A 13511-nucleotide genomic window follows, 5' to 3' on the forward strand; every position below is an offset into this window, starting at 1 on the left:
GCTTTTGCTTTTTATAATGAACAAACTACTCAACTTCTACTTCATCGAGGTTGATAAACTCAATCTGATGATCATCAGAAAGTGTCACCCCTATCACCGCATCTTTGAGAATCTTACCAGAAAGAATGTCTTTGGACAATTCATTCAAAATCTCACGTTGCAACACTCTTTTCAATGGTCTAGCACCGAACTGTGGATCAAATCCGATTTGTCCCAGATAATCCAACACTTTATCATCCGCTTCAACTTTGATACCATTTTCTTCCAATCGTTTTTGGATCAGTTTGAACTGAATACCAACAATCTTACGCAGATCAGTTTTGCTCAATGGTCTGAACATGATGGTCTCATCCACCCTGTTTAAGAACTCTGGCCTCACGGATCTTTTCAGCAATTCGTAAACCTCTTTTCGAGTTTCTTCTACCAAGTCATCAGCATTATCTTCATTCAAAGCTTCAAAACGTTCCTGAATTAAGCCTGAACCAATATTGGTTGTCATGATGATGATAGTATTCTTAAAGTTCGCTACTCGACCTTTGTTATCTGTCAATCGACCATCGTCTAGTACCTGAAGCAAGGTATTGAATACATCTGGATGTGCTTTCTCAATCTCATCCAACAACACCACACTGTATGGCTTGCGACGAACTGCTTCAGTTAACTGACCACCTTCATCATACCCAACATATCCCGGAGGCGCTCCAATCAATCTACTAACCGCGTGTCTCTCCTGATACTCAGACATATCGATTCTAACCATCGCATTGTCATCGTTGAATAAATATTCAGCTAATGCTTTCGCCAACTCTGTTTTACCTACCCCGGTAGTACCAAGGAAGATGAACGAACCGATTGGTCTATTCGGATCATGTAATCCTGCCCTACTTCTTCGCACCGCATCCGAAACTGCTTCGATCGCTTCTTCCTGACCAGCTACTCTGCGACCAAGCTCTACTTCTAGATGAAGCAATTTCTCACGTTCGCTTTGTAGCATTTTAGAGACAGGAATTCCAGTCCATTTCGCAACTACCTCAGCTATATCTTCACTTCCAACTTCCTCTTTCAACAGAGAAGATTCGCCTTGCATTTCATCCAGCTGTAACTTGAAAGCTTCAAGCCTTTTTTCAGCTTCAGTTATTTTTCCATATCGGATTTCTGCTACCAAACCAAAATCTCCGGCACGTTCTGCTTGCTCTGCTTCATGCTTGAAGTTTTCGATATTCTCTTTCTCCTGACGGATGCCTTGAATTACAGACTTTTCATTTTCCCATTTCGCCTTAAGCTCATTTCGCTTACCCGTAAGGTCAGCAATTTCTTTGCTCAGCTCGCTCTCCTTCACTTTGTCTTTCTCTCTTCGGATCGCTTCACGCTCAATCTCCAGCTGCATGATTTTTCTATTCAACTCATCCAGCTCTTCTGGCAATGAATCAATCTCAATTCGGAGTTTAGATGCAGCTTCATCCATCAAGTCAATCGCCTTGTCAGGCAAGAAACGATCAGCGATGTATCTACTAGAAAGCTCCACAGACGCGATAACTGCATCATCTTTGATTCTCACCCCATGGTGTACTTCGTATTTATCCTTGATACCTCGAAGAATCGAGATAGCATCTGGAACAGAAGGTTCATCGATGATAACTCCCTGGAAGCGTCTCTCCAGCGCTTTATCTTTCTCGATATATTTCTGATATTCTTTTAAGGTTGTAGCACCAATTGCATGAAGCTCCCCTCTCGCCAGTGCTGGTTTCAATAAGTTGGCAGCATCCATTGCGCCTTCTCCACCACCACCTGCACCTATCAAAGTATGGATCTCGTCAATGAAGAGAATGATTTCTCCATCGCTATCCGTAACCTCTTTGATGACGGTTTTTAGTCGCTCTTCAAACTCACCTTTGTATTTGGCTCCTGCCACCAACAATCCCATATCCAATGAGATGATGGTTTTTGATTTCAAGTTTTCTGGAACATCTCCATCTACAATTCGCTGAGCTAATCCCTCTACAATAGCTGTCTTACCAACACCTGGCTCACCTAATAAGATTGGGTTATTTTTGGTTCTACGAGCCAAGATCTGAAGCACTCTTCTGATCTCCTCATCCCGACCAATAACCGGATCAATCTTACCTTTCTTTGCCAGATCATTCAGGTTCTTGGAGTAGCGCTCTAAACTTCTGTATTTGGATTCAGCATTCTGATCTGTTACTTTCTCTCCTCCTCTAAGTTCGTTGATTGACAAAATCAAGCCTTTCTCCTCAAAGCCGGCATCCTTTAGAATCTGTGCAGTTTTATCTGACCCTGCTAACAATCCTAAAATCATGTGCTCAACAGCAACATACTCGTCACCAAACTCCTTGAGGTATTTCTCCGCCTTTTGCAAAGCTGCATGCGCTTGACTTGACAAATAAGGTTGCCCTCCAGAAACCTTAGGATAGGATTTAATTAACTCTTCTAACTTCCCGGCAATGGTTTGACGAGAAGCACCCAACTTCTTTAACAAGAAAGAAATCAGGTTTTCATCTGATTGCATAATTGCCTGCATCAGATGCCCTGTATCTATTACCTGCTGGTCATTGCTGCTGGCGATTTCTGTTGCCTTTTGCAATGCCTCCTGCGATTTGATTGTATAATTATTAAAGTTCATTTTCGTCTGATTTTCCCCTTGATCAGAGAATATCAAATGACGAGCCAACTGATTTTTTAAGACATTTTGACTTGAAAACAGCTTACCAAACCAATTATTCAGTCATTGTGTCAGAAAATCACAATAAAGAAGTCAACTCAGGGAAGACAAACAGGAGAATCATGAAAGCCAGCTGAATCAATACAAATGGAATGATCCCTTGATAGATATGTGAAGTCTTGACTTCTGGAGGAGCTACACCTTTTAGATAAAACAGGGCAAACCCAAATGGTGGTGTCAAGAATGACGTCTGCAGGTTAATGGCAAGTAAAATTCCAACCCAGATCAAATCAATCCCCATAGCGACCATAATAGGAGCCACAACCGGAACGATGATGAAGACAATCTCAATAAAGTCAATGAAGAACCCTGCAATAAACACCAACAACATGACAAGCAACAAAAACCCAGTAGCCCCTAGCTGAGCATCTTCAATAATATTTAGAAACAACTTATCTCCTTCCATTCCTCTAAAGACCAATGAAAAAGCTGTTGCTCCAACTAGAATCATGAACACCATTGAGGTGAGCATGGTCGTTTCTTTCATCACTTCCTTCAGCACTGGCAGTTTGAACTTTCCATCTACAGCCGCCAATATCATAGATCCAAACGCTCCAACACCTGCAGCCTCAGTAGGAGAAGCAATCCCTGCAAAGATGGAACCTAGTACGGCCAAAATAAGAAGAAAAGGAAAGATGAAACTGGTCAATACTTCTTTGGTCAATCCCTGCTCTCGAAACCGCTTGATTTCTTCTTTTGGCATAGCAGGAACTCGACTTGGGAAGATGAACGAGTAGATAACAATATAAATGAGGTAGCAGATCACCAACCCTACACCCGGAATGACTGCCGCTATGAATAAATCTCCGACGGACACGTTCAAGACACTACCTAGTAAAACCAAAACCACGGATGGAGGAATAATTTGACCAAGAGTTCCAGAAGCAGCGATAACCCCAGTGCTTAGCCTAGGTCCATAACCACGCTTGAGCATAGTAGGAAGTGAAATCAAACCCATGGTAACAACCGTGGCTCCAACTATTCCTGTTGATGCGGCTAACATAGCCCCAACCACCACAACTGAAATGGCTAATCCTCCTCGGAATCTTCCAAAAAGTAAAGCCATCGTCTCCAGTAATCGCTCGGCTATTCCGGATTTCTCCAGCATAATTCCCATAAACACAAAGAGCGGGACGGCCAGCAACACAAAGTTTTGCATCGTACCATAGACTCTTAAAGACAACAGATAAAAGAAGTCTACATCAAAAACGAAAATACCAACCAGAATAGATAGTCCACCCAAAGTGAAGGCTACCGGGTATCCCAACAAAATCAATAGGAATATCGATGCAAAGAGAATGACTGGTAAGTATTCCATCATGATGTCTTCGGAGATTGAAGTGTGGAAATTGATTTTAGCAGCTCGCTAACACCTTGTAAACCCAACAATAAAAACCCAACAGGTATCGCCGACTTGATGATAAATCGATAAGGTAGCCCACCAGGATCAGGACTCACTTCACCAAGTTGATAAGCATTCCAGGCAAACTGTGACCCTTCTCTTATGCCCACATAACAAATTGGAAATAATAGTATACATGTACCCAATAAATTAACCCACGCTTTTGCCTTGGGAGAGAATGAATTATAAAAAACATCCACCCGGACATGTCGGTCTTGCTGTAAGGTCCAAGCAACTCCAAGAAGGAAAATCACGGCAAACAAATGCCATTCTAATTCGAATGATGCTGCGGATGTAATAGAGAAAACGTAACGCATAAATACATCACCAATGATCACGATGACTAACAACAGTGTAAACCAACTTACCAGCTGTCCTACACCACGGTTTATTGCATCAAGAATGGGTTGAACTTTCATTTTGGGGAATTTATTCCTGCTAATCTATCAAATAGAATTGGAATCATATAACCATAGCACCGTTCAGATAATATTTTGGTTTTAATCACCAAAATGACAGAATAAAAATAGTAATTCAGTCATTTACCAAATAATATTGCCCCGTGCAACCACTTAACTATGTACTTTGGATTCCATTGACGGTAATTTTATGCCTCTCCGCTCAAGGTCAATATGCGCTTGACGCTGCTCAGCTAACAAGTGCTCCGTACCAATGGTATGATCAAAAAATAGACCTCCAAAATTCAGGATTAGTTAATGGCGAGTATGAAGAGGTCAAAAGAATTTCCAAGAATTCACATTCGTTTTTCGAATCCGACAACTGGACACAAGGCACCATCCATTTCAGAGGCCAACGATATGACAGTGTCTACATGACCTATGATGTTCATCGTGATTTACTCCTTATAAGACATCCAACACAATATGCGTTTCATAATCAGGCGATCAAGCCAATTCAACAGCACATCTCAGAGTTTGAAATTTTTCAGCACCATTTCATTCGGCTGGATAATGATGAACTGGCTGGGTTTTATGATGCTTTATACAAAGGAGATCACCTAGAACTTGTTGTTAAACGATTCAAGAAAACGGTAGTTGAACGATCTGTGGAATACGAGTCAGAAGATCGCATCTACTTCCTTTTCAAGGATAGTTACTATCAACTAAAAAATAAATCGTCTCTTCTAAAGGTCTTACCTGAACACAAAAAAGCCATCAAAGATTTTGTGAGTTCTCATAAACTGACCATCAAAAAAGATCATGATATGGACTGTGTGGAGTTAATTGAATTCATTGATCAAAACCTAATGAATCAATGAAAAGCAAACTGTACTCAGCCATTTTGATGCTTTTCATTACTCAGCTGGTTTTTGGGCAATCTGACTTTACGATTACCAAATCATATGAAGGCTCATCATTAAGCCAATTTTTGAGAGATGTAGATTCCTTAAGTAGTTTCGATGTTTACTATAAGAAAGAGTGGATTGACTCAGCCACTGTACAAGAGTCTTTACAAGGGATGCGAGTTTTGGATGCCTTTGATAAAGTTTTATCAAAATCTACGTTGAATTACTATGTAGACAAAAACCGGATCATTCTATTACAGAATTCGCTAATTGTTGAACAGCCTCCTTTTCTTGCAGCATTCCAAAAAGTGGAAAAGAGCAAAGAAACCTCTACTAAAGGACTGGTGTTTTCTAGAGAATATGCAGATCAAACGACGGATTCAGACAATCTAGAGAAGTACGTTTTCGAGATTGGCAACCGGTCCGATATGAAACAAAATGGTGAAGCGACACTTGCCGGATATGTCAAAGACTCAGAGACAGGCGAACCTATTGAAGGAGCATTCATATTTGTCCAAAGTCCAACCATAGGTGCTATCAGCGATGAAAACGGATTCTATTCACTGACGCTCCCAACTGGAAAGCACTTAGTCTATGCCCAATACCAGGGGATGAAAACAACATTCCGAAACATTATTTTATTCTCGAGCGGTAAGCTGGATATTGATTTAGAGATAGACGTAATTGCTCTACAAGAAGTAACCGTAGAAGCAGATCGAGATCAAAACATTGCTGAGGTACAAATGGGCGTAAGTCGTATTAGCACTGAAGAAGTAAAAACGGTTCCGATTGTACTTGGTGAGAATGACATTCTAAAAATAGCTACCACAAAAGCTGGAGTACAAAATGTCGGAGAAGGAGCTTCAGGCTTCAATGTAAGAGGGGGAAAAACAGACCAAAACCTGGTGCTTTTCAACGGCAGCCCTGTATACAATACCAGTCATTTCTTTGGGTTCTTTTCCGTGTTCAACTCTGATGCCATCAAAAACATGGAGCTATATAAGTCTGGAATTCCAGCCAAATATGGTGGCCGGTTAGCATCCGTTTTTGAAATCAACTCCAAAGCGCCTAATAAGCAAGAATGGAAAGGTGAAGGCGGAATCAGCCCAATCACATCTAAACTCACACTTGAAATCCCGCTCATCAAAGACAAAACAGGATTATTGCTTTCTGGTAGATCTACCTATTCTAACTGGGTATTGCAACGTTCTCAGAATGCGAATTTCAAAGAGAACAAAGTTTCATTCTATGATGTAATCGCTCGCATTGATCATACCATTGATGAGAAAAATGAATTGACCTTTTCAACCTATCTAAGCAGTGATGACTTTCGTCTTTCTTCAGACACCTTGTTTTCATTCTCCAATTTCGGATACCAAAACATCAACTCATCCCTTAGATGGGACCGACGAGTTAGCAGCACAATCGACGCATTTGCACAAATAGGATTTACCAGATACCAATACGACATCACGTTTGACGAGTCTATTCCAAACGGATTTAGACAAGACTTTGATCTAACCGAAACAAGTGCATTGATTGGTGCAGATTATTACCCAAATGAAACATTGAAAGTCTCCGGAGGTATATCAACCAAAAGATATCAAGTCAATCCCGGCAGCAAAACTCCATTAACGAGTGAATCTGTCGTCCTCCCTTTAGAAATACCAGATGAAATCGGGTTTGAATCTGCACTCTATGCATCTGCAGAACAAACAGTGAATGAAAGCCTCACGGTATATGGAGGCTTGAGGTATGCGATGTTCAATGCTGTTGGTCCACAAAATATATTTGAATACGCTTCAGGAAGCCCAAAAAATAGTCACTCTGTGATCGACTCACTTTCTTTTGGATCTGGTGAAATCATCAAAACCTATCACGCTCCAGAATGGCGATTATCAGGCAGATATACACTCAATAAATCAACATCTCTAAAAGGTGGAATCAGTCGTACAAGGCAATACATTCATACCTTAAGCAACTCTTCTTCCCTTTCTCCAACTGATACGTGGAGATTATCGGGGTATCACTTGAGACCACAGACAGCAGATCAGGTTTCCCTGGGAATTTTTAAAAACCTCAAACGTGGCATGTATGAAGTATCGCTAGAAGGATATTATAAATGGATGCAGGACCTGGTAGATTTCAAAACCGGAGCTGACTTCCTACTCAACACCAATGTAGAGAGAGCCATCTTGCAAGGCCCTGGAAAATCCTATGGAGCAGAATTTAGTGTGACCAAATCAGGACGACTGAACGGGTGGATCAACTATGCGTATGCCAGAACATTCATCAAATTAGACGGCAACAGCTCTGAAGAAACAGTTAACGGAGGGCAGTATTTCCCGACTTCTTATGACAAACCACACACAGTTAATCTGGTAGCAAATTATAAGCTTACAAGACGAATCAGCTTCTCATTAAATACCACGTACAATACTGGCAGGCCAGTTACCATACCAGTAGCTGCCTTTAATTATATGGGCGCTCAAAACATTCATTTTTCAGATCGAAATTCATACAGAATTCCAGATTATTTCCGATTAGATTTTGGTATTAGTCTGGAAGGAAATCACAAGATTCAAAAACTGTCTCATTCCTTCTGGTCATTGTCTATTTACAATGTTACTGGGCGAGACAATCCATACTCTGTTTTCTTTGACATAGACAATGGACAAATAAAAGGCTCTCAGTTAATAGTCTTCAGCAATCCAATTCCAACCTTAAGCTATAATTTCAAATTCTGATGGTCAGGTATCTTTCCATAGCATCCATTTTAACATTCGCTGGGATTCTATCCTGCGTGAAACCTTATGAATTTGATCCTCAAAATTTTGACAAAATATTGGTCATCGAAGCGCAAATATCCGATGCAGAAGGACCATATGAAGCCAATATCAGCTTTACCTATCCATTGGATACGGTACTGAATGAAACGATCAATAACGCCACGGTTTGGATTGAAGATGAAGATGGTACGGAAATCCGTTATTCTTTTGTAGAAAACGGAGTTTACCAAACTCCGGCATCTTTCAGAGGAATCGTTAATCATTTGTATTCCCTTCACGTAGCTATTGGAGAGGATGAGTACATCTCAGAACCAGAACTCCTCAGAGCTGCTCCAACCATTGATACGATCTATGGACAATATGTTCAAAAAGCAAGTGAGGTCAATAATCAATTCAGCGGTGGCATTCAGTTCTTTATCGATTCTGAGGAAACGGATCAATCGTTCTTCCGATATGAATGGACTGAAGCGTACAAGATTGTGACGCCATACCCTGCCAGTCATTATGTTTTGGAAGATTCTAGTATTGTGAGAATGGATACTAGCCTGGGTGTATGCTATCAGGAGCATTTCTCTAATGAGCTGATCTATGGAACACGAAACAATAGCACAGTCAACAAAATGCTTGAAATTCCAGTGCGATACGTGTCTGAAGAGACTCAAATGCTACGAACAAGATATACCATCAAGGTGAAGCAGTTTGCGATAAGCGAAGCAGCCTATCTTTTTTACAAGCAGATAGATGAAAACAATGAATCTGGAGGGTCATTGTTTGATCAACAAAGCGGAGCAGTTGTTGGGAACATTGCGCATGCCACTGACCCTTCTCAGCCTGTTATTGGTTTTTTTGAAGCTGCCGGAGTAACAGAAAAGCGATCTTTCTTCAACAATAGAGATCTAGATGAGCGGTTCGATCAGTCTTCTTTCCCTTATTACTGTAGAGCCATCGAATCCATCACCACTATTCCAGATAGTGCCTATTATTACATTGATACGTTTGGTGGAAACATCTATTATTACTCCACTTTCCCACAAGAAGTTGGAATTCAATCTATGGCATGTACTGATTGTACGTTTTATGCCAACAATACACCTCCAAGCTACTGGGAAGAATGAAAAGACTACTTTACATATCGCTCATTCTACTCAGTGGGATTAACATCAAAGCACAAGAATCTAGCTCTGTAAGAGAAGAGGTCTTCTTACATGTCAATAGTGATTATTTGCTATCAGGAGAAACGCTGCTTTACTCAGCCTTTGTAACCAAATATGGCACTGGCAAATATTCTGACCTGAGTAAAATACTGTACGTAGAACTGGTTGGTCCAGGCAATGAAAGGATCTTCCAGCACAAAGTCTCATTAGAAAATGGCAGAGGAGGAAGTGAGTTCTTTATCCCGACGCTAGTTTCCACAGGCACTTATCAGCTGGTTGCCTACACACGCTGGATGAAAAACTTTAGCAGTTATTTTCATACACCAATCACCATTATCAATCCATTTGAAGCATATGAAAAGCCTGAATCTACGGAATTAACTCTAACCATAACTCCAGAGTCCGGAGCTGCAGTTGCTGGTCAACCGAATAACTTCTTAATCGAGTTAAGAAAAGACTACCAACCTGTATCATCTAGCGGAAGATTGGTTAATAGTTCAGGAGATAAGTTGGCGGATGTACAAACCAATTCAAATGGAAATGGAATAATCACCTTTACACCGAGCACAAGTGACAACTATCAAATCATTTTAGAAAACGACCAGGGTGGTTTTGAATTTCTGAAAGTTGCATTTCCTTTTGGTGAAACAGCTATCACCGTAGAAGAGCATCCTGGATTTTACCAGTTCATGATTAGAAGTAATGCTCAGAATGAAGCGCTCAGGATTTATAATGGAGAACAATTAATCCTCGAGCGTCAAGTGATTACCAATCAACGAACACAAATCTCTAAACTCGAACTAAAAGGCCTGGACGGTCCGTTTGTGGCAGTATGCTCAGAAGCAACACGGGTTTTTGGGGAGCATGAAACAACAATTACAAAAGAATCCATAGGCACTTACCCATCAAGATCAGAAGTAAACATCCCATTAAACCTCAAGGGAAATTATTCTATTTCGGTATCGATGATTGACCATAATGCGCCTCACATTTCGAGTAAATCATTCATTAACCGAATGACCTCTACCAATCAACAAATGAAATCTCACTGGTCTGGATCCTTAGCTCTTCCAGACAGTGTCAATTACTTACCTGAGTTGAGAGGTGAGCTAATTACTGGCTCTGTAGGCAAAGAATTTTCAGGTGAAAACATAGCATTCAATACGATCGATTCCATATTCCAACTTCGAACTGCTGTTGTTGACCCTAATGGAAATTTCAATCTTCAGATCGACCCAATGTATCAGAACAAAGTAGCATATGTTACGCTATTAGAAACCGATTCAGCAGTTGACTTTGAGATACACTCAAACTTCTATGGTAGCTATGAGGGACTAACCTCCCCTCCAGTACTGCTGGACTCTTCAAAAGCTGTTGCTCTGGCTCAACGAAGTGTTTACAACCAAATAGAAAACGCTTATTATGATCCGGCACCGTTAGATCTACCACAAGCAGAGTTACCTTATCAAATCGGGACCAACATTAAAACATACGTTTTGGATGATTATAACCGTTTCCCAAAAATGTATGAACACTTCATAGAATTTATCCCAGAAGTAGCAGCCAGAAATAATGCATCAAAAAGTAAGCTAAAGGTTTTCATGGATTATCTATTGCCAATGGATTTGCCACCTCTGATCTTAATTGATGGATTACCGACCACGGCTAAGCAGATTCTGTCTTTTAGTCCTTACAAAATTCAAAGCATTGATGTGAGTCAGAACCGACTGTTTTTAGGTCCTGATGTTTTTGATGGGATGGTCTCATTTCACACGTTCAGCAATGACTTGTTTACTTTCAAACCAGGTCCGAACAGTGTCAAAATGAACTACACAGGACTTCAAACTCCTAATGCTCACAACTACTCCAAAATAGATACGAAAGAAGCTGATTATCGTTCGCAGTTATATTGGAATTCATCCATCAACCTTGACACTGAGGATCAGCTTACTTTCTATACTTCTGATGTAATAGGCAACTTCAAAATATCCATTGAGGGATATAACGAAAAAGGTGAGCCAGTATCCATTGAGAAAACCTTTGAGGTGACTAAGGATTCACCAGCCTCAAATTAAGTGTCATGCTTTCAGCATAATCGCATCCACAGTCGTCTTCACTAGTACGCATTTTACGACCATCAATCGCAGTTATTTGGCGATTCCCGTCCTGATAAACGACAACTGCTGAGTAATACCGGTCTGCTTCCATTTCATAGAACACAGTAGACTCATTGACCCATTCCGCAATGAGCGTATCTTGCGACTCTATTTTCCCATCAAATACCGTAAGAAACACATCTGGATTATCATCGTCGATGGTCACTTTCACTTTCATGTCAGCGTAAAAAGGCCCATCATCGCAAATACAATCATCATCACAACTGAAGACCAGAATAGAAAATAAGAATAAGATTATTGTAGCTTGTTTCATCAGTTTCCAGTTAAAAATCCACTTATCGCAATGTAAAGTCGGTGTTTCTCTAGTCGGTAGGTTTTGGTATCCAGGTAGGAATACCCCACTTTCAACCAACCATGGCTTTTCAAATCCAAGGCCACTCCAAATCGAGGAACAACAAGCCAACCCTGATTGGGCTTCATTTCGGTTCCACCATATTTACCAAAAGTATAGGTACCATTTAGTTGCACGAATCCAGCCAATGGAAGTCGCTCGAAACCCTTGGTGTATTCTGCACCAACTCCCAGAAAGTACCGCTCCTCTCTAAATTGATAGAATTTATTATTTCCTCTGTATTCCAACACTCCTTTGCGGTAAGGGCGAGCATCGAATGTAAAAAACGCGGCAAGATTTCTCTTCTTATTGACCAGCCCCATCTCAGTACCAAGAATATAATCAGAAGGATTGATGTCGTTGCGCAATGTCAGATACCATGCAATGCGCTTTTCCTCCTCGTCATAATACTCATAGTCATACCCTTGAGCAAATCCCTGAAGGAACGAAAACAGCAGAATAGTGTTTATAGCAAATAACTTCATAAATAATTAGGCAACTGGCTGAAAATCAAGTCGCATAAATCAGGCCAAAAGCTGAATTTCTATACTTAACTTTGCAAAATGCAGAAGAAGGACATTCGTAAACTTACACTAGACCAACTCATTACCTACTTTAAGGACTCAGGCGAAAAAGCGTTTCGTGCTAAGCAGGTATGGGAATGGCTATGGCAAAAATCTGCCAAGTCGTTTGATGAAATGACCAACCTCTCCAAAGTATTACGTGAAAAGTTAGTGGCGGATTTCGAAATTCGTCCTATTTCTATCGCAACGGAGCAGAAATCTTCTGATGGCACCGTAAAGTCTGCATTCAAACTCTTCGACAATGAGTTAGTAGAGGGCGTATTGATCCCTGCAGATGACCGAATGACTGCATGTGTTTCATCACAAGTGGGCTGTTCGTTGAGCTGCAAATTTTGTGCTACAGGCTATATGGATCGTAAGAGAAACCTTGAGCCTGGCGAGATTTATGATCAGGTGGTAGCCATCGACGCTCAAGCTAAAGAGCATTTTAACCTTCCACTTTCCAATATTGTGTTTATGGGAATGGGAGAGCCGTTGCTTAACTACAAAAATGTACTGGAAGGCATTGACCGAATCACTGCTGAGGATGGCTTAAACATGTCTCCAAAACGAATTACGGTTTCTACTGCTGGTATAGCCAAGATGATCAAAAAACTAGCAGATGACGAAGTGAAATTCAATCTGGCCTTGTCTCTACACGCTGCAGATGATGAGAAGAGAAATCAAATTATGCCAATCAACGAAACCAACACCTTGGAAGCTTTGAGAGAGGCATTGATGTATTTCTATGACAAAACCAGAAACAAAATCACCTTCGAATACATCCTGTTCTACAATTTCAATGATACCCTGGAAGATGCTGAGAAGCTATTGAAATTTGCTCGTCAGATTCCTTCTAAGATCAATATCATTGAGTACAACCCTATTTCAGAAGCGAACTTCAAAAATACAGAAGCAGATAGATTGGATGCATTTGCGGATTACATGAAGAAAAATGGGGTGACTGTCAATGTAAGAAGAAGTAGAGGAAAGGACATTGATGCCGCTTGTGGTCAGCTAGCCAATAAGAACAAGGCTGCCTAGAACAT

The 13511-nt window shown here is 40.7% G+C and carries 10 protein-coding genes; 5 read left to right on the forward strand and 5 right to left on the reverse strand.

Annotated elements, in window-relative coordinates; all coding sequences use genetic code 11:
- Positions 1-25: 25 nt before the first annotated feature.
- The 3 genes from clpB to NXS00_RS11640 form a co-directional block, all read right to left on the reverse strand.
- Positions 26-2641: an ATP-dependent chaperone ClpB gene (gene clpB / locus NXS00_RS11630; RefSeq protein WP_258099374.1), complete on the reverse strand. Its 2616-nt coding sequence runs from the start codon at positions 2639-2641 to the stop codon at positions 26-28.
- Positions 2642-2759: 118 nt separating this feature from the next.
- Positions 2760-4061, reverse strand: coding sequence for a TRAP transporter large permease (locus NXS00_RS11635; protein WP_258099375.1), 1302 nt, complete (start codon positions 4059-4061; stop codon positions 2760-2762).
- Positions 4058-4561: a TRAP transporter small permease subunit gene (locus NXS00_RS11640; RefSeq protein ID WP_258099376.1), complete on the reverse strand. Its 504-nt coding sequence runs from the start codon at positions 4559-4561 to the stop codon at positions 4058-4060. Before NXS00_RS11640 ends, NXS00_RS11635 begins: the two co-directional genes overlap by 4 nt.
- A gap of 143 nt (positions 4562-4704) precedes the next feature.
- On the opposite strand from NXS00_RS11640, the gene NXS00_RS11645 reads away from it, so the two are divergent.
- Genes NXS00_RS11645 through NXS00_RS11660 form a run of 4 tightly spaced genes read left to right on the forward strand, consistent with a single transcriptional unit; the run spans position 4705 to position 11466 of the window.
- Positions 4705-5421, forward strand: a complete 717-nt coding sequence (locus NXS00_RS11645; RefSeq protein WP_258099377.1) for a hypothetical protein — start codon at positions 4705-4707, stop codon at positions 5419-5421.
- A complete protein-coding gene (locus NXS00_RS11650) occupies positions 5418-8195 on the forward strand; it encodes a TonB-dependent receptor (protein ID WP_258099378.1) in 2778 nt (925 codons plus the stop codon). Before NXS00_RS11645 ends, NXS00_RS11650 begins: the two co-directional genes overlap by 4 nt.
- Positions 8195-9352, forward strand: a complete 1158-nt coding sequence (locus NXS00_RS11655) for a DUF4249 domain-containing protein (protein WP_258099379.1) — start codon at positions 8195-8197, stop codon at positions 9350-9352. The genes NXS00_RS11650 and NXS00_RS11655 overlap by 1 nt, the downstream gene beginning before the upstream one ends.
- Complete coding sequence (locus NXS00_RS11660; protein ID WP_258099380.1) at positions 9349-11466, forward strand: hypothetical protein; 2118 nt, start codon at positions 9349-9351, stop codon at positions 11464-11466. The genes NXS00_RS11655 and NXS00_RS11660 overlap by 4 nt, the downstream gene beginning before the upstream one ends.
- Here the strand turns inward: NXS00_RS11660 and NXS00_RS11665 are convergent.
- Positions 11441-11821, reverse strand: coding sequence for a hypothetical protein (locus tag NXS00_RS11665; RefSeq protein WP_258099381.1), 381 nt, complete (start codon positions 11819-11821; stop codon positions 11441-11443). The two genes, NXS00_RS11660 and NXS00_RS11665, sit on opposite strands and share 26 nt — an antisense overlap.
- Complete coding sequence (locus tag NXS00_RS11670) at positions 11821-12384, reverse strand: hypothetical protein (protein ID WP_258099382.1); 564 nt, start codon at positions 12382-12384, stop codon at positions 11821-11823. The genes NXS00_RS11665 and NXS00_RS11670 overlap by 1 nt, the downstream gene beginning before the upstream one ends.
- A 78-nt stretch (positions 12385-12462) precedes the next feature.
- On the opposite strand from NXS00_RS11670, the gene rlmN reads away from it, so the two are divergent.
- Positions 12463-13506: a dual-specificity RNA methyltransferase RlmN gene (gene rlmN, locus NXS00_RS11675; RefSeq protein ID WP_258099383.1), complete on the forward strand. Its 1044-nt coding sequence runs from the start codon at positions 12463-12465 to the stop codon at positions 13504-13506.
- Positions 13507-13511 lie beyond the last annotated feature (5 nt).

Source organism: Marinoscillum pacificum, from assembly GCF_024714495.1.
Classification (GTDB): Bacteria; Bacteroidota; Bacteroidia; order Cytophagales; family Cyclobacteriaceae; genus Marinoscillum; species Marinoscillum pacificum.